This is a genomic window from Wolbachia endosymbiont of Bemisia tabaci, assembly GCF_003999585.1.
Lineage (GTDB): Bacteria > Pseudomonadota > Alphaproteobacteria > Rickettsiales > Anaplasmataceae > Wolbachia.
On record NZ_CP016430.1, the window covers coordinates 1,218,100 to 1,237,102 of the forward strand.

At 34.8% G+C, this 19,003-nt stretch carries 13 protein-coding genes and 1 pseudogene; 9 read left to right on the plus strand and 5 right to left on the minus strand.

Going from position 1 to position 19,003, the window contains the following annotated elements; genetic code table 11:
* Position 1: 1 nt before the first annotated feature.
* Entirely contained in the window at positions 2–2,452 is a 2,451-nt protein-coding gene (gene topA, locus BBB02_RS05755) for a type I DNA topoisomerase (RefSeq protein ID WP_127464242.1), read from the minus strand.
* Between the two features lie 739 nt (positions 2,453–3,191).
* Between topA and BBB02_RS05765 the strand changes: the two genes are divergently transcribed.
* Together BBB02_RS05765 and radA are read left to right on the plus strand one after the other, a co-directional pair.
* The gene (locus BBB02_RS05765) at positions 3,192–4,463 is read left to right on the plus strand and encodes an MFS transporter (protein WP_127464244.1); all 1,272 of its coding nucleotides are present in this window, start codon (positions 3,192–3,194) and stop codon (positions 4,461–4,463) included.
* A 66-nt stretch (positions 4,464–4,529) separates the two neighbouring features.
* A complete protein-coding gene (radA, locus tag BBB02_RS05770; RefSeq protein ID WP_010404970.1) occupies positions 4,530–5,873 on the plus strand; it encodes a DNA repair protein RadA in 1,344 nt (447 codons plus the stop codon).
* A 1,027-nt stretch (positions 5,874–6,900) separates the two neighbouring features.
* Here the strand turns inward: radA and ftsY are convergent.
* A complete protein-coding gene (ftsY, locus tag BBB02_RS05775; protein WP_127464245.1) occupies positions 6,901–7,812 on the minus strand; it encodes a signal recognition particle-docking protein FtsY in 912 nt (303 codons plus the stop codon).
* Between the two features lie 177 nt (positions 7,813–7,989).
* On the opposite strand from ftsY, the gene iscU reads away from it, so the two are divergent.
* From iscU to BBB02_RS05795, 4 genes are read left to right on the plus strand one after another with little or no spacing between them, the layout of a single operon-like run.
* On the plus strand, positions 7,990–8,373 hold the full coding sequence (gene iscU, locus BBB02_RS05780; protein WP_007302620.1) for a Fe-S cluster assembly scaffold IscU: 384 nt from the start codon (positions 7,990–7,992) through the stop codon (positions 8,371–8,373).
* Between the two features lie 5 nt (positions 8,374–8,378).
* Positions 8,379–8,765: a HesB/IscA family protein gene (locus BBB02_RS05785; RefSeq protein WP_006012614.1), complete on the plus strand. Its 387-nt coding sequence runs from the start codon at positions 8,379–8,381 to the stop codon at positions 8,763–8,765.
* Positions 8,758–9,216, plus strand: a complete 459-nt coding sequence (gene hscB, locus BBB02_RS05790) for a Fe-S protein assembly co-chaperone HscB (protein ID WP_127464246.1) — start codon at positions 8,758–8,760, stop codon at positions 9,214–9,216. Before BBB02_RS05785 ends, hscB begins: the two co-directional genes overlap by 8 nt.
* A complete protein-coding gene (locus tag BBB02_RS05795; protein ID WP_127464247.1) occupies positions 9,194–11,128 on the plus strand; it encodes an Hsp70 family protein in 1,935 nt (644 codons plus the stop codon). Before hscB ends, BBB02_RS05795 begins: the two co-directional genes overlap by 23 nt.
* A 3-nt stretch (positions 11,129–11,131) precedes the next feature.
* On the opposite strand, the gene lepB is transcribed toward BBB02_RS05795, so the two are convergent.
* Positions 11,132–11,917: a signal peptidase I gene (gene lepB / locus BBB02_RS05800; protein WP_127464248.1), complete on the minus strand. Its 786-nt coding sequence runs from the start codon at positions 11,915–11,917 to the stop codon at positions 11,132–11,134.
* A gap of 199 nt (positions 11,918–12,116) precedes the next feature.
* On the opposite strand from lepB, the gene BBB02_RS05805 reads away from it, so the two are divergent.
* Positions 12,117–12,473: a TrbC/VirB2 family protein gene (locus BBB02_RS05805; protein WP_127464249.1), complete on the plus strand. Its 357-nt coding sequence runs from the start codon at positions 12,117–12,119 to the stop codon at positions 12,471–12,473.
* A gap of 2 nt (positions 12,474–12,475) precedes the next feature.
* Here the strand turns inward: BBB02_RS05805 and BBB02_RS05810 are convergent, their stop codons facing one another.
* Both BBB02_RS05810 and BBB02_RS05815 read right to left on the minus strand, forming a co-directional pair.
* Positions 12,476–13,474 carry a pyruvate dehydrogenase complex E1 component subunit beta gene (locus BBB02_RS05810; RefSeq protein ID WP_127464250.1) on the minus strand — a complete coding sequence of 333 codons (999 nt, stop codon included), beginning with the start codon at positions 13,472–13,474 and terminating at the stop codon, positions 12,476–12,478.
* A gap of 61 nt (positions 13,475–13,535) precedes the next feature.
* Positions 13,536–15,020 carry an ankyrin repeat domain-containing protein gene (locus BBB02_RS05815; RefSeq protein WP_127464251.1) on the minus strand — a complete coding sequence of 495 codons (1,485 nt, stop codon included), beginning with the start codon at positions 15,018–15,020 and terminating at the stop codon, positions 13,536–13,538.
* A 325-nt stretch (positions 15,021–15,345) separates the two neighbouring features.
* Between BBB02_RS05815 and uvrA the strand changes: the two are divergent.
* Together uvrA and BBB02_RS05825 are read left to right on the plus strand one after the other, a co-directional pair.
* Positions 15,346–18,165: pseudogene (gene uvrA / locus BBB02_RS05820) on the plus strand (excinuclease ABC subunit UvrA).
* A gap of 47 nt (positions 18,166–18,212) precedes the next feature.
* Entirely contained in the window at positions 18,213–18,917 is a 705-nt protein-coding gene (locus BBB02_RS05825) for a ComF family protein (RefSeq protein ID WP_127464252.1), read from the plus strand.
* Positions 18,918–19,003 lie beyond the last annotated feature (86 nt).

The window sequence follows — 19,003 nt, forward strand, 5'->3', positions numbered from 1 at the left end:
TCTACTTTTTATTCTTAATTAACTCTAAAACCTTCTTCAGATCTATACTTTCAATATCTGCATTCTTGCCCAACGCAACGTTTGTTTTACCGCATTTTATATAGAATCCGTACCTACCGTTGCAGATAAAAACTTCTTTTCCCTCTTCATTAAAACCAAGAGATTTTAGCTCTTTGCGTGGGCTGCTCTCAATAATTTGTATAGCTTCGTTTAATGGTGTGTCTAATACCTCCTTAGAGCTTTTTTTAAGAGAAAAGTATCGACCATCATAGAGAATATAGTACCCAAATCGTCCAAGACCTATTTTTACTTCTTTTCCAGTTTCAGGGTGCTCTCCGATTATTTTCGGCAGGGAAAGTAATCGAGTGGCGGTATTTAGATCAATATCATTAACATTTATATCTTTTGGTACAGAAATCTTTTTTTTCTTTTCTGACTCACTATTAAACTCCAGATAAAGTCCAAAAGGACCTTTTTTGATCATTACCTCTTGGCCTGTCACATCATCTATACCCAAACTTTTTGGATATTCTGAATTGTCATTACTGCCCGTAATTTCTTTTGTATGATTGCATGCAGGATAGTTAGAACATCCAAGAAACACACCGGCTTTTCCAAAATTTAATTTCAATATACCACCAGAGCAATTAGGACATTTTTTACCTATTTCTTCCTTTCCTTCCTCTGAGCAAAACCAATTGACTACCAAATCATGAATACCACTAAAAATCTCATCATGTGTCATTTGCTTAACAGAATTTACATGATTAAAAAATGGCACCCAAAAATAGCCTAGTTCTTTTTTCCAATCTGCATGTCCATTTGAGATTGAATCAAGCCTTTCTTCCATTTGTGCTGTAAAGTCATACTCTACACAACGCTGAAAAAAAGTTTCTAAAAATATAGTAACGATTTTACCTCGGCTGCTTGGAATAAATCTTTTGTTATCCAATGAAACATACTCACGATCTTGTAATACCGAAATAATTGTTGCATAAGTTGACGGGCGACCTATACCGACTTCTTCCATTTTTTTTACTATACTCGCTTCACTATAACGAGGTGGCGGTTGAGTAAAATGCTGTTTTGGCTCAACTGAAATCAGCTTACATGCTTCCCCTTCCTTCATGGCAGGTAGCAGGCCTTCATTTTCGGCTTCCATGTTATCTTGATAGACTTTATAAAAACCATCAAAGAATATACTTGATCCACTTGCCCGCAGAATCACTTTCTGGTCAATAGAACTAATTTCAACTACCACTTGATCAAGAATCGCCGATTCCATTTGACTTGCAATGGTTCTTTTCCAGATTAAATCGTACAATTTAAATTGCTCTGGCGTTAAGTAATCCTTAATACTACCCGGCGTTCTATTAATATCAGTTGGCCGGATTGCTTCATGTGCTTCTTGAGCATTTTTGACCTTTTTTACATATTTACGAGGAGACTGCGGTAAATATTTATCACCATATAACGACTTAATTGACCCTCTAATTGAGTTTATAGCCTCATCTGCAATATGAAACCCATCTGTACGCATGTAAGTTATCAACCCTACGATTTCACCACCAATATTGATACCTTCATATAAATTTTGCGCTACTCGCATAACATTTTTCACATTAAAATACAGTTTATTCACTGCATCTTGCTGAAGACTTGAGGTGATAAATGGAGGAAGCGGGTTTCTCTTAACTTGCTTGCGTTCTACTGTGCTTACAGCATACTGCCTTGACTCGATCTCCCTGACTAAGTTCTTTGCCTCTTCTTCATTTTTAATATCAAATTTTTCTAGCTTCTTATTGTCATAGTGACTCAGCATAGCAAAAAAAGCCTCATATTTGCTATTTTGCATTTCTGCCTTTATGCTCCAATACTCCTGTGTTATAAACTTACTGATTTCATCCTCTCGTTCGCATATAAGCTTTAATGCAACAGACTGCACTCGCCCTGCAGATTTGCTTCCCGACAATTTTATCCACAGCAGCGGTGACAAGCTAAATCCAACTAGATAATCCAAAGCTCTGCGTGCTTGCTGTGCACGCACTAAGTCCATATTAATTTCACGTGGATTTTTTATAGCTTCTTGCACTGCTCTTTTTGTTATTTCGTTAAAGACTACTCTATGAATGTTGCTTTCATCATTGATTGCTTTTCTTTCCTTTAGTGCCTCTATCACATTCCAAGCTATTGCTTCCCCTTCTCTGTCTGGATCTGTTGCAAGGTATATATCTGATGTTTTACTAGCTTCCTTGACTAACTCTTTTACATACTTTTCTGCTTTTTCAATAATCTCATACTTCATGGCAAAGTCATTATCAGGATCAACAGAACCATTCTTCGCTGGCAGATCTCTGACGTGGCCAAAGGATGCAGCCACTTTAAATTCTTTACTCAAATATTTACCTATCGTCTTTGCCTTTGCTGGCGACTCAACTATTAATAATGCCATAATTATTAGTACTTAAAGGTAATATGTTGAAATATATAGAATAAAAAGTAAAAAAATATTTTAATGGTCTTCTCAGTTTTTCTAAGTAATTGTTTTAATGTTAGCAAAAAACCTAATGAAAGAGCCTACTTTACAAATTTTTTCAACTTCTTTACTATGAAAGCAAGGGTATTTATCCTTATTTTTCTCTTTATTGTTATCCACGTGTTGTAATATGTAGTACTCTGCTATTTTTATGTTCTATAGTTCAGGAAAGGACATTGTTTGGTATTCTATTCTTTAATATATTAAAAATTATCTTGAATATATTAAAAATTATTTTGACTAAATAACTATATTAATATATTATTTAACTAAATATTAATGGTAATTTTTTTCTATTTAGTAAATTTCTTGATATTTGTAGCTAAAGTAATTTAAGAGAGGTGTCATCCCAGTGCTCCGACACTGGGATCCATTTTTCCATCATCAGAAACGTTGATTACTTTTATACTCGTAAATTTAACTGGATCCCAGTGTCGGAGCACTGGGATGACAAGAAAAGGAGTACTGGAATGACAAGAAGGACATTCCACCATGTCATTCCAGCGGATGACCAGATTTTTTTATTTGATCCCAGACTGGCTGGTTATGCAAGTTCCAATTTTAATAATATTTACATATAAGCCATACGCTTGAGTTGCAAAGTTCTAAAAAGCAGCCAAAATAAAAATAAGTAGACATTTACAAATTAAACTAAGTGTACAATCAACAAACAAGAGTATTGATTGCAACAATACTCTGTAGAATCGCAATATGGTATGACCATATGCTCTTTATTGATCTGGTTAATATAATTAGTAGAGAATTTTGTTATGCAAAAGATATCTACTATAGCATCCTTCAATTGTTTGGAATTGCAGGACTGGGCGCTATGGTAAGACCACTTGGTGCATCTGTATTTGGTCACATTGGTGATAGGTATGGAAGGAGAATGGCGTTAACGATTGCTATCTTGCTAATATCGATTCCTTCTAGTCTCGTTGCGTTTATTCCAAGTTATAGCAAAATAGGAATAACCTCTACTATGTTGCTTCTTACAATCCATCTGATACAAGGGGTTGCACTTGGCGCTGAGCAAGGAGGTAGCTCTGTTTATCTCATAGAGCATTTACCTAATAAGAAAAAACTAGGAATGTTTTTTGGAATAATAAGTTTTGGTCGCTCCATTGGCATATTGCTCTCTGTGGTTGCAGTGATCATCTGTAAAAAAACCACTGATTTTAACGCTTGGGGTTGGAGGCTACCGTTTATTTTTTCAGCCATTTTAGGATTAATAAGCGCATATAGTATATATACACTAGGAGAAACTCCAGCGTATGAAAAAAATCGAGAACAAAGAAATTTACCTAATGTACCAATAATAGAGCTTACAAAACGCTATAAAAGAGCCCTGATACTTGCCATTTTAATATCTGTACCTGTTAATGTTGCTGTTGGATTTACCATATTTCTTAGAACAATTGCAAAAGAAATAGTGTCTGTTGAAACTTATGTCACAACGTATGTCAACGAAGTTGTACTCATTATAACCAGTATATTAATGCCGATATCTTCAATAGTGCTTGGAATTTTAGCTGATAAAACAGGAAGAGAACGCACTGCAATCTTATTTATAGTGATAACAATAGTAATATGTTGTCCTATGTTATCTATTGCATATTACTATAAAAGCTACCTAATAATTATGTTGAGTGTGATGGCTCTTTCTATAATCGAGAGGGGTATTAATCCTATAGGGATAGTTACTGCTGAGCTTTTTCCTACTAATGTTAGATTTAGTGGTGTGAGTTTATCACGTAACATTTCTTATGCCCTGCATGGTGGATTTACTCCTATGATATGCACTTGGTTTACTATAATGTTTCCTAAAATAGACTTTGCTGCTGGGCTTTATGTAATTTTTTGCTTATTAGTCAGCTTAGTAGCAATATTGCAAATAAAACCACAAGATAAAAAGTGTGATTGGTAATTTTCTCTATTTAAATTTATTTCACTTATTTAGCTAATTTTTATTATAATTATAATTTTGGCTTTTATGAAAACTGCATACGTATGTCAATTCTGCGGTCATAGCACTGGAAGGTGGGTAGGAAGGTGTATTGCATGTGACAGTTGGGATACGGTTGTCGAAGAAATAGTACTAAAAACAGAAACGAGAAGTACATCTGCACCAATTTCAATAAAAGCGTTATCAGATAGTGAAATTATTACCCCCGATCGTTTTTTAACAGGAATAGAAGAGTTAGATAGAGTTTTTGGTGGAGGTATCGTTCAAGGTGCTAGCATTTTAATTGGTGGTGAACCTGGAATTGGAAAATCTACTCTTTTGCTTAGGATTGCAGCTAATGTTGTACAACTTTCCTCTTTTGAATGTCTTTATGTATCTGGCGAGGAATCTTTAGAGCAAGTGAGCCTCAGAGCAAAGCGTCTTAAAATAAATGAACCTAAAATTAAGCTTTTATCTACAGTATCTTTAACTGATGTAGTAGCAACAATAAGAAAAAATAAGAGTATTAAGTTCTTGATAATTGATTCTATACAAACAATGTATGATAGCAAAGTCACATCAGCACCAGGAACTGTAACTCAAGTCCGTACCTGCGCTCATGAATTGACTGTTCTTGCAAAGCAATATGGTGTTTCTCTCTTAATAGTTGGCCATATAACGAAAGATGGACAAATAGCGGGACCTAAAACCCTGGAGCATATGGTAGATACAGTACTATATTTTGAGGGTGAAAATAGTAATCAATATCGCATTTTACGTACTATTAAAAATAGATTTGGCCCTGCAAATGAAATTGGTGTTTTTGAGATGTCTAAAGCAGGACTCATGCCTGTTGATAATCCATCATCATTATTCTTGACCGTACATGATAGAGAAGTAGTTGGCAGCGCCGTATTTGCAGGAGTTGAAGGCTCAAGACCAATCTTAATGGAAGTGCAAGCATTAATAGCAAGGACTAATATGGCAACTCCAAGAAGAGCAGTAGTTGGTTGGGATATTAATAGATTAGCTATGATAATCGCGGTTCTAAGTGCTCGTTGTAAAATGTTTTTGCATGATAAAGAAGTATACCTAAACATTGCAGGAGGACTCAAAATACAGGAACCATCAGCTGATCTTGCTGTTGCTGCTTCTCTTATTTCAAGTTTAGTAAATTTACCGCTACCAACTTCTTCAATAATCTGCGGTGAAGTTGCACTTTCAGGAGAAATTAGGAATGTTTCACATGCTGATCTCAGACTAAGGGAAGCACAAAAATTAGGATTTAAAAAAGCGATTATGCCTAAAAATGGCAATTATTCTTCTCATGATATTGAGATAATTAAGCTTGGTCATATAAAAGAGTTAAAAGAGATCTTCAATCACAATTAAATATTATCTGCATGAACATTTTGCTTGTGAGAAGGATGTTATCCCAGCTTCCATAATGTCATTCAAGTAGCTGACACTGGCTTCTTTTTTTCTGGATTCCAGGCTTGGTCATATAAAAGAGTTAAAAGAGATCTTCAATCACAATTAAATATTATCTGCATGAACATTTTGCTTGTGAGAAGGATGTTATCCCAGCTTCCATAATGTCATTCAAGTAGCTGACACTGGCTTCTTTTTTTTCTGGATTCCAGACTGGAATGACACTATCTGCTATTTTTCCTTGCCTGAACGAATACGAAAACTTAGTTTTAAGTATAGAGGTAATCGTATAAAAAAAAGAAGATGTAGAATATCTTCTTTTTTGTGATTAAAGATACATTAAATCTTGATTGTGTATTTCCTCTGCTATAAGCAATAATTTTTCGCTCTCATCAAAGAGACTTTTTGCGCTAGCTGCTAATTTCTCACTAATTTGTGGTAGACATTGTCATAATATACTCCTTAAATTTTTAAAATATATTTATGTTGGTATACAAGTATCAATATTACATTAATATAGTAACTTTTTAGGCATGAGTGACAAGCTGAAGTGGTTTTTAATTACTCAAAAAACAGAAACGTTTCTATTTCCTACACTTTCTAAAACCATAGGTACCAGTTGGTTTTTAGCTAAAGTAAAGGTCAAGTATCTGGAATTCTGGACATAAAATCCTCCTGTGTAAAAAAGAGTTAGAAAAAAAATGCAGTGCACATACGACAGATATACACTGAAGAATACATTTTTTAATAAGTTTGATTAAAAAGTCTGCAGACAAAGATAGATTTTGAGCTCTTAAAATATCTCTAATTGTAATTATAATGAGGTTAGAAATATGCGGAAGTGATTTTTATATGTTAGCTATCTATAATCACATTTAAACAGCGCTTCAGCAAACTCTTTGCCAGTAAATTCCCTCAGGTCTTCTATACTTTCACCAATTCCTATAGCGTGTAATTTCACCTTATAAGCTTCTGCAAGCCCAAATCTTCAATCACATTTAAACAGCGCTTCAGCAAACTCTTTGCCAGTAAATTCCCTCAGGTCTTCTATACTTTCACCAATTCCTATAGCGTGTAATTTCACCTTATAAGCTTCTGCAAGCCCAATCACTACTCCACCTTTGGCAGTACCATCTAGCTTTGTTACAATTAACCCGGTAACACCAACCATTTTACTAAACGCCTCTAACTGGCTATAAGCATTTTGACCGGTAGTTCCATCAAGAACTAAAATAACATCATGAGGAGCAGTATCATCCAATTTCTTTATCGTTCTATGTATTTTTGACAGCTCTTGCATGAGATTTACATTGTTTTGTAGCCTTCCTGCTGTATCAATTAAAACAACATCAACGCTATCTTTTATCGCTTGACTTACAGCTCTATATGCCACACTTGCAGAATCGCTACCGTGCTCTCCAGTAACAATAGAGCAATCAGAACGTTCTGCCCAAATATTTAATTGCTCACTCGCAGCAGCTCTGAATGTATCGCATGCAACAAGCATAACGGATTTCCCTTTTTCCTTATATTTATAGGCAAGTTTACCTATAGTTGTGGTTTTTCCATTACCATTCACTCCGCACACCATTATTATGTGTGGTTTTTTATTCAAAATGAGCGGCTGCACAACAGGGTTTAATATCGACTCTATTTCGCTCATTAACTGCTGTGTGATAACGCTATGCTCAACTTCTGATTCAAATTTGATACTTGCGAGCTTATCAATAAGCAATCTAGAAGTTTTATGACCTATATCCATGCTAATCAGCAGCTCTTCCAGATCATCTAAAAGCGACTGATCTAATTTTTTTTTGCCAGAAAAAATATTTTTTACTCCATCACTAAAACGGGAGGAGGTTTTTAATAGTCCTTGATAAAGATTACTGAATAAACTCAAGAAATACTCCTTTCAAAATTACCATATAAAGAATGACATGCACTATATGTATTTGTAAAGTAAATACACTCGTAACCTATATATTTTGTGAGTAAAATGTACTGCTTGCTAGTGTATTTTACTTTAGTTTTTAACCTAAATATGTTATAATGTAAGTAATGGTTTACGGGTAGATCTATGAGTTATAATGAGAAAATTTTAGATCATTACGAAAATCCAAGGAATGTTGGCTCTCTGGATAAAAATGATCCAAATGTTGGTACTGGTTTAGTTGGTGCACCATCATGCGGAGATGTAATGAAACTGCAAATAAAGGTCAACGATAAAGGTGTTATTGAAGACGCAAAATTTAAAACTTTTGGTTGTGGTTCTGCTATAGCTTCAAGTTCTTTGCTTACAGAAATGATCAAAGGAAAAACTATTGAGAATGTAACAAAGATAAAGAATACTCAAATAGTGGAAGAATTGTCTTTGCCGCCAGTAAAGATACACTGTTCAGTACTTGCTGAGGATGCTATAAAAGCTGCTATTCATGATTATCAAAATAAACAAAAACATTGAGGAATATGAGTGAATTTCAAGGAGTAAATTCTGTTAAAAAACCTATCACTCTAACTGCAAATGCAGTAGAGAGGGTAAGGTTTTTATTGGACAAAAAGAAGCATGCTAACCTTGAAGAAGCAATAGGAATAAGAGTTCTAATTAAGCAAAAAGGATGCTCTGGTTTAAAATATGATATTGAGTATGCATATGATGTTCGTCCTTTGGAGTCGGTAATTGAAGAAAGCTGCAGTGATGATCAAAAAGTCAAGGTGCTGATCGATCCAAAATCTATCATGTTTATCCTTGGCTCTGAAATGGATTATGTAGAGGAAAAATTCTCATCAGGTTTTATTTTCAAAAATCCTAATGAGAAAGGAAAATGTGGTTGTGGAGAGAGTTTTCATGTCTAGCAACCATTTCACATTGTTTGGAATTGAAACGGCTTTTAACATCAGCTTTGATGAGCTGGAGAAAAAATATATTGAGCTAAGCAAAACTGATATAAATGAAAGAGAGTCCAAAAATATGGAAAATATCAACAAAGCTTATCAGGTACTGAAGTCACCGCTAAAGCGTGCCGAACATTTGTTGGATCTTTTTGACGTAAAAAGCAAAAAAGAGCATCTTGATCCTGAAATATTAAATGAATCAATGGAAATAAGAGAATACTTTCTAGACTGCGATGATTTACAATTTGCAAGTAGGATGATTGATGAAAAGGTAAAAGATTGTACTAAAAACCTAATTAATGCTTTTGCTACAAAAAATTTTGATGAAGCTGCTACGCAAGTTTTTAGATTGAGATATTTATATAAGTTATTTGAGGAGATGAAGGAAAATGCGGCCAGTTCAAATTTCTGAACCAGGTTCAAATGAGGTAGTTTTTGGTATAGATCTTGGAACTACTAACTCTTTAATTGCCATGGTAAATAAAGCTGGCAACGTAGAAATATTTAAAGATGAGCAAGGTCGTGAACTATTACCTTCTGTCATTTCATATGAAAAGGATGTACTAAAAGTAGGCTACGATGTTAGCAAAAATGCTATCTGCTCTATAAAACGCTTAATGGGTAAAAGTGTTAAAGACTTGCATAAAGAAGGTATCAATTGTGAAATAGATAACGAAAGTGAAAAAGTTATTAGGGTAAAATGCTCAGAAGAAAAGTATCTCACTCCTATTGAGATCTCTGCTGAGATACTAAAAACTCTATGCAAGAGGGTAAAAAAATTCACAGGGATGAAAGTTAACAAAGCAGTGATTACTGTACCAGCTTATTTTGATGATTCAGCACGTAACGCAACCAAATATGCAGCAAAATTAGCTGGCATAGATGTTCTTCGCCTCATTAATGAACCAACCGCTGCAGCACTTTCTTACTCCATTGAAAAGAACAATAACAGTGGCATATATGCAGTTTATGACCTCGGTGGTGGAACATTTGACATTTCAATATTAAAATTACATCAAGGAGTGTTTCAAGTTCTTGCAGTTGGTGGTGATACTAAACTTGGTGGTGATGATTTTGATCATCTACTTAGTTTAATCGTGCTTGAAAAGTATAGAAAACAGGTAGGTTTAAATAAAAAATGCTCTAGTGTCATCCCAGTGCTCCGACACTGGGATCCAGAAAGTGTCATCCCAGTGCCCCGACACTGGGATCCAGAAAGTTTAATTGCAAGTGAGCACACCTTGCAACCGCGTAATAAGAACTGGATTCCAGTGTCAAGCACTGCACCATCTGATACAACTACCTACAAATTACAACATTCATACACTAAAACTGGTATCTGCAATATACGTGCTATAAAAGAGTACCTAAGTGAAGATACCTCTGGCACTTTTGAATTCAGCATCAATGGTGAATTATTTGAATGTGAAATTACCAAAGAAGAATTCGAGCAAGCAATCAGTCCTTTGGTTAATAAGACTATAAATATAGTTACTCGTACTATAAGCAACATAGATCTTAAAATCGATGATATAAAAGGGGTAATTTTAGTTGGTGGCGCAACTAGAGTGCCATTAGTGCAAAATTCACTAATCAAACTCTTTGGCAATAAAGTGCTGAATGATGTGGATCCGGACAAAGCAGTTGCCAATGGGGCAGCTTTGCAGGCTCATTATTTAACTTCAAACTCAAAAGATAGGAATATTCTCCTTGATGTGCTGCCTTTATCACTTGGCATAGAAACTATGGGGGGAATAGTTGAAAAAATTATACCAAGAAATACACCACTACCAGTTTCAGAAATAAAAGAGTTTACAACTTACGCTAACGGGCAAACAGCAATGAAAATTCACGTTTGTCAAGGAGAACGTGAAATGATAAAAGATAATAAATCTCTAGCGCGATTTGAACTCAAAGGTATACCACAATTGCCTGCAGGTTCTGCAAAAGTTGAAATAGGATTTACAGTTAGCATTGATGGAATATTGACTGTCACTGCAAGAGAAAAAACTACTGGAGTCGAACAGACAGTTGAAATAAATTCAAGCTCTGGCTTAAATGAAGAAGATATTCAAGATATGGTCAATCAGTCAGTAACCAACTTTGACGAAGATATGAAGGAGGCTCGTTCCCTTGCAGAGGCTAAAATTAACGGTAACAAGCTCATACATCTAGTTGAAAATGTTTCCACTGAGCAAAAGTTAAAAATTTTACTACAGAACGCAAAGGAAGCTTTACAGGGAAATGACTTAGACAACATTAATAATGCTATCGCTGAGTTAGAAAATTCTGCTTTAGAATTATGCGAATCATCAGACAGATAGAATTTACACAACTTTGTGCAGTATCCTGTCAAATCTCAGGGCAATAGGTAATCTAAAGTTAAATGGTAACCAATCAACTTTGCCTAATTTAAATGATAAACCAACCATGTTCACGCGTCCAATTATATTTTCCGCTGGTATGAACCCAATTTCAGGAAATCTACTATCAAAAGAATTATTTCTATTGTCTCCCATCACAAAAAATTGATCATCAGGTACATAATAAACTGGAGTATTGTATGATAACTTATTAGAAAGATTATCTATTAGAATTTCATGCTCCTTGCCGCTCGGGAGTGTTTCGATGTATCTTGCTATATTACGCTTTGACTCATAATCAAAAAAATTTTCAATTTGTCTTCGCTTTACTTTCTGATCATTTAAATATAACTCCCCCTCTATCATTTGCACTTTATCGCCCGGTATTCCTATTACCCGCTTAACAAATCTAATGCTGTCATTTCTTGTAGGCTTGAAAACTATTATATCACCACGCTCCGGAGGGGTATAAAAGATTCTACCGCTAAAGATGTTTGGAGAAAATGGAAAAGAGTGTTTACTATAACCATATGAATATTTACTAGTAAAAATATAATCTCCCTCAAGTAGAGTGCTTTTCATTGAACCAGAAGGAATATGAAATGGCTCAAATAAAAAACTACGTATTGATAGCGCAATTAGTAGCAAAAAAAACAGTGAAGATAAAAACTTTCTCGTTCTTGCTATCCGGTTCTCTCTCAATTCTTTCAATTTTATTTTCTTTGTAAATTTAAGCTTATCATAACACATAAAAGTGGTAATGTGAAATTTTACTCATGGGTGTTATTGCTCTTTTTCGAAAGTCGAAATAAGCTCTCAAGTAATTGACAGTGATTGATAACCAATAGACATCATTTGCTATGCAATATTGTATAAATCACAATGCTAGTTTTACTGAAAATTATACTATTTTGGATATAATTATAATATTTAAACTTAAGGTATAGGGATGAACCCTACAATTAGAAAGGTTTTTTGCATTCTACTTATAGTATTATTTATTTCTTTTTCTCACACTGGAAGTGCTGCTAACTCTAATGACGATATAACTGCTCAAGTAATATGTAATATTATTGACTACGTTTGGGGAATAGGTGGACCGCTTATGACCATAGTGATAATAGGAGCAGCTTTACTTGCAATATTTGGTAGAATGCCGTGGCCTGCTCTTTTCGCCCTCGGTGTATTTTGCGCTGTGTTTTTTGGCGCTAAAACTATTGTCATAAAAGTAATGGGTGGTATAAACTCTACAAATGCCTCTTTTATGGAAGAATGTGGAACGAGAGATAAAAAAAAGAGTCAATAGTACTATTTATTTCTAAAGCAGACTTGGAGCACAGCTTCAACTATATCTTCCACTTGTGGTAATGCTTTCTTTTCTAGGTTTGCAGCATAAGGTAAGGGGACATCCTTGCCGGTTACACGTGCAACCGGAGCGTCAAGGTAGTCAAATCCTTGTTCCATAACCATGGCTGAGAGTTCTGCTCCTATTCCTGCAAATGGCCAACCCTCTTCTATGCTTACTAATCTATTGGTCTTCTTAATAGAGTTAATAACTGTTTCAGTGTCAAGTGGTCTTAAGGTTCTGAGGTCGATAACTTCAGCTTCTATTCCTTCACTAGAGAGTAAATCTGCTGCATTTAATGCATCCATTAATTTCAATGAGAAAGCAGTGATAGTTACATCTTTTCCTTCCCGTATAATAGCGGCTTTGCCTATCTCAAGTAGATAATCTTTATTTGATAGCTCAGAATCAGGAATCTCATGCTCATGTCCGTAAGCAATCTCATTTTCTAGAAATATTACTGGATTTGGATCACGAATTGCAGCTTTAAGCAGACCTCTGCAATCAGAGGCAAAGTAAGGTGCTATTACTTTCAAACCTGGAACATGCGAATACCAAGATGCAAAGCACTGAGAATGTTGTGCGGCAACTCTTGCCGCAGCTCCATTTGGTCCACGAAACACTATAGGGCATCCAAGTTGTCCACCTGACATATAATTTGTTTTTGTTGCGGAATTCACAATTTGGTCAATAGCTTGCATAGAAAAATTAAAAGTCATAAACTCAACAATAGGTTTGAGCCCAGCAAACGCTGCTCCAACAGCAAGACCAGCAAATCCATGTTCGGTAATAGGTGTATCAACTACCCTATTTTCTCCGAACTCTTTCAGTAATCCTTTTGTTACTTTATAAGCACCATCATACTCTGCAACTTCTTCACCCATGATAAATATATCATGGTCATTTTGCATTTCTTCTCTGATTGCCGTGCATAACGCTTCTCTTACACTTAAGCTTGCCATTTGTAAATCTGTAAATTTCAACTGAAGTAACTATATCAAAATTACCAGGAAGTGCACAAGTTTAAGTTTTACAAACATCATGTTGCATCAAGCCTTGAATACTTACTTCTTTTAATTCACTAGGTTTCGTTGATATTACATATGTAACTCCACTGACTATTAATGAAGACATCATAGAAGTTGCAATCATCAATAGAATTGGTAATTGGAAAGCTATACTAAAGGCAACACCTACTGTCAACATAGTTACAAAATTTACAGAAGCAATTTTTAAGAAAGACAGTTGTCCTTTTTCTGTTTTTTTTAGTAATACTTTATTTGCTTTGGTTTTACTTAATTCACTATTAAGTGTTGTATTCTCGTTTTCCATATCTTTTATTTTTTGCTTTAGTGATTGATTCTCTTTGTTGAGCTTGCTAAGTTCTTTCAACTTAATCTTATGTTCATTTAAATCATTAGAGTGCTGACCTTTTACTTTTTCTAATTCACTATTAAGAATTGTATTTTTACTTTTTAGATCTTGTATTTGTTGTTTTAGTGATTGATTCTCTTCACTGAGCTTATCAAGTATTTCTAACCGAGTCTCATGTTCAGCTACGTCACTCTTTAATTTTTCTGATTCTTTCTCAACATGTTTTAATTCTTTACATGACTTTTCTAACTTCCGAATTTGGCTATCTTCTAACTGAACTTGAGTTTGCAGACTTTCTAAAATTTGGTCATCAACTTCATTAGCTGCTCCGTCTTGATTTATTTCGGAGTAGGAAGAAGTATCAAATGTAGCCTCAGACTCTAGAGCGCTGTCGTCACTACTAACACTTTCACCAGTAATAGAATGGGAAGCGATTTGCTCACTCTGAATATTATCATTATTCTCTTTCCTTCTTTCATTCCACATTTGTATTTCCACTGCTATTGATTTTTCTCTATCATTTCCTAATTCAGTAATTCCATTCACAAATGAACTGACTCGAGTTATATTATCATTCTGAGATGAGTGGTCACAACTTCCTTCTCCAACTTGGATGTGAAAGCCTTTTATCTTCTTTCGCGAATGATTTTCTTCTGCTTCCTCTAACATTTGTACTATCGCTTCCTTATTTTCTGTATTACCTACCACCTCCCTTGGAGTCTTGTTTTTACTTTTTAATGAAGGATTCACTCGATCATCACTTAGTAGTTGTTTTACCATGCTTTCATGTCCACAAGAAGTAGCAATATGCAAAGCAGTTAGCCCATCATTTTTAGAACCATCTTTTACTCGAGCGCTAACACTTACTTTCTTTTTTAGTAAAAGTTCCACTATTAACATATTGTTGCATGCTGTAGCAAGATGTAACAACGTCCAATCTTCTGCAGCTTCTTCTGAAATTTTTATACTAAATTGATGTTCTTTACTAAAATTTCTACTAAACTTGTTGTACTCTCCTGCATCTTTTCCTTTTAACTCATTCTTTATTTTTTCAAGTAAATTATCTTCATCCAAATCGCTACTTTCACCTACCTCATTTATTATTTCAAAAAACTTCTCCTTCTCTATTGCCATAACCTTTCCCTCTAAATTTATTTTTATCGCTGCATGATCTCACAAAAAAGTTAAATTTATCAAAATTCTATATTTTATATAAAATAAAATTTGCTGTTTCCAAGAATTGGTAAGCATGTTTTTGATGAGATTGTAGAAAACATACTTTTATGACACCATTTGTTGTACGAACTAACTTGGCGAAAACAGATGTTTATATAGTTGTGTGGCAAAATGTTTTGCACTAGTTGTGCTATCTCGTTTTCCGTAATAGTTGAAAAAATTAGTAGAAAGTTGTTGTAAGTTTATGTATTTTGAGGCTGTAATGGTCAAAGGTACATGAAGTATGATCAGAGTTAAAGGTGCAAGAGAGCATAATTTGCAGGGTATTGATGTCGATATACCAAAAAATAAGTTAGTTGTTATAACTGGACTAAGTGGTTCTGGTAAGTCTAGCCTCGCATTCGATACGATTTATGCAGAAGGCCAACGCCGATACGTCGAAAGTCTATCGGCTTATGCACGTCAATTTCTTAATATTCAAGATAAACCAGATGTTGAGTCAATCACAGGCCTCTCTCCTGCAATATCAATTAATCAAAAGTCGATCTCAAAAAATCCAAGATCAACTGTTGGAACCGTTACTGAAATTTACGATTATGTACGTTTGATATATGCACGAGTGGGAATACCTTATTCGCCTGTAACTGGGTTGCCAATAACGAAACAGGCTGTATCTCAAATTGTAGATACTATTATAGCATTACCTTTAGAAACTAAAATATATATACTTGCTCCTATTGTGCGTGGCAGAAAAGGAGAGCACTTCAAAGAGATATTGGAAATTAAAAAGCAGGGTTACGTGAGACTAAAAATAGATGGTGAAACATACAATATAGATGACTTGCCTAAACTCGATAAAAACAAGAAACATGATATTTTTGTTATTGCAGATAGAATCTCCATATCAGATGATATAGGAAATCGACTACCAAGCAGTGTAGAATCAGCATTGAGGCTAGGCCATGGCTTAATGTATGCAGAAATAGTGAACTTACCTGATAACCACAATTCCGAGTATAAAAATGGTCAAACTTTAACTTTCTCAGAGAATTTTGCATGTCCTGAGTCTGGCTTTACTCTTGAAGAAATAGAGCCAAGATTGTTTTCTTTTAACAGCCCCTACGGTGCATGCAGTTCATGCAATGGGCTCGGTAAAAAACTAAGTGTTGATGCAAAGCTAATAGTGCCAGACGAAACGCTCTCGATATCTGAAGGTGCTTTAAAGCCAATTGGATCAATATTCCGTCAAGTGCATACAAACTATGGATTGCTAAAAAATGCAATTCTATCACTGGCTGAAAATTGCAAATTTAGCCTTGATGTTCCGTGGAAGGATATAGACCAAAAAGTGAAGGATTTAATACTTTTTGGCTCTAGAGAAATGAAATTTCAAGGTTTGGTCAGTATCCTAGAACGCCAGATGGATTACGATTCATCACTTATTGATAGGTATTGTTCTGTTACTGACTGCAAAGAATGTGCTGGCTATAGATTGAGAAAAGAAGCACTTACAGTGAAAATTGACGAAAAACATATAGGTGAAATATCAAGGCTCAGCATCGATGAATCCCTTGATTGGTTTGGAAATTTATCAGACAAACTTACAGAACAACAAAGGCAAATTTCAAATAAAATATTAAACGAAATAATCAAAAGGCTGACATTTTTAAAGAATGTAGGGCTAAATTACCTTACACTTGACCGTGAATCTAGCACTCTCTCTGGTGGTGAAAGCCAGAGGATCAGGCTTGCTTCGCAAATTGGCTCTGGTTTAACAGGAGTGCTATACGTGCTTGATGAGCCCTCAATTGGCCTTCATCAATGTGATAATGATCGATTAATTACCACACTTAAAAATCTGAGAGACATGGGTAATACTGTGATTGTTGTTGAACATGATGAAGATACAATAATGGCTGCTGATTATGTGATTGATATTGGTCCTGGAGCTGGCGTGAATGGAGGAAAAGTTGTTGCAGAAGGAACACCAGATCAGGTACAAAAAAATTCAGAAAGCATAACAGGACAGTATTTAAGTGGAAAGAAGGAAATTTCAATTTCAAAAAGAAGAAAGCAAACAACTCAGTTCATAAAGGTAGTTAACGCGTGTGAGAACAACTTAAAAAATATAAATGTTGAATTTCCTATAGGGAATTTTATTTGTGTTACTGGAATATCAGGAGGAGGGAAATCAAGTTTAGTGATAGAAACATTATATAAATAATACTCAGCACAGAAGATAAATCATTCATCTGCAAAGCATGGTAAATGCGATAAAATAGAAGGCCTTGAGTATATAGATAAAATTATAGAAGTTGATCAGTCACCAATTGGTAGGACCCCAGCATCAAATCCAGCAACATATGTTGGTATGTTTACTCACATCAGAAATTGGTTTGCAGGTCTCCCAGAGTCGAAGGCACGAGGTTACAATATAGGCCGATTTTCATTTAATACCAAGGGAGGAAGATGTGAAGCTTGTAAAGGTGATGGGCATTTAAAGATCGAGATGCATTTCCTACCGGACGTTTATGTGAAATGTGAGCAATGTGGAGGACAGAGGTATAACCGAGAAACATTGGAAGTTACTTACAAGGGAAAATCAATTTCTGATGTGCTTGATATGACAATAGATCAAGCATGTGACTTTTTTGAAAATCTTCCAATGATAAAGGAAAAGTTGATTTCTTTACAGGAAGTAGGGCTTGGCTATATAACGCTTGGACAGTCGTCAACAACGTTGTCCGGGGGTGAAGCACAACGAATAAAGCTGTCTAAGGAACTATCAAAGCGATTTACCGGGAAAACATTGTATGTTCTCGATGAGCCAACAACTGGGTTACATTTTGAAGATGTAAATAATTTACTGAAAATACTTCATAGGCTAGTTGATTTAGGAAATACTGTTATAGTTATTGAGCACAATTTACATGTTATAAAAACTGCTGATTACATAATAGATATTGGTCCAGAGGGTGGAGTAAAAGGTGGCGAAGTGGTTGCTGTAGGAACTCCAGAAAAAGTTGCACAGACTCCAAAAAGCGTTACAGGAGGCAAGTATCTCAAAACGTATTTGTTAGATCAAGTATCTCTTAATCACTAGGTTATTAGGAGCATTTTTTTAAAAGGTATACCTAACATATTTAATTCATGAATCTTCTCTTATTAAAAAAAGCTACAGATTTCATATTTCCAAACGTATGCGTAAGTTGTGAACGTATAATTGATAAAAGTTATGATTTATGTAGTGAATGCAATAAAAAAATCAATTTTTTAACTAAGCATTACTGTAATGTTTGTGGTGTAGTAATTCCAGATAACATTGATACATGTGGTAAATGCATCAGTAACCCTTCACCATTTAAAGTATTAAGATCAGTTTTTGCTTATGATGAACATAGCAAAAATATGATTATAAATTTTAAATTTTTTGATAATTTAAATTATGTGAAAGTCTATGCAAAGTGGATGTACAAAACTAACAAAGACATATTTCAAAATGCAGAGGTCATAGTTCCCATACCGCTACATAAAATACGCTTATTTAAACGTAAATATAATCAAGCAGCGTTGCTCGCGAAGGAATTAAGTAAGTTATCTAATTTATCTTATACACCATTTGCAATAAAACGTATTCGTCACACCAAACCTCAAGCTGGTCTTTCACTTAAACAGCGTGAAAAAAATTTGAAAAATACTTTTAAAGTAAGTAACAGCGAAATTATCAAAAACAAAATCGTGATATTGGTTGATGATGTAGTAACAACTGGCGCAACCGCAAGGTCTTGCTCTCAGGAAATTTTAAACTCTGGTGCAAGAGAAGTGAGAGTGCTATCGCTTGCAAGAACTGTATGAAAATCAGCTTTAAGGTATAATTTTCATTTTTGAAAACTGTTTAGTGTCTTAGTACTAACTTCTGTATCATTCCTCTTAAAAAAAAG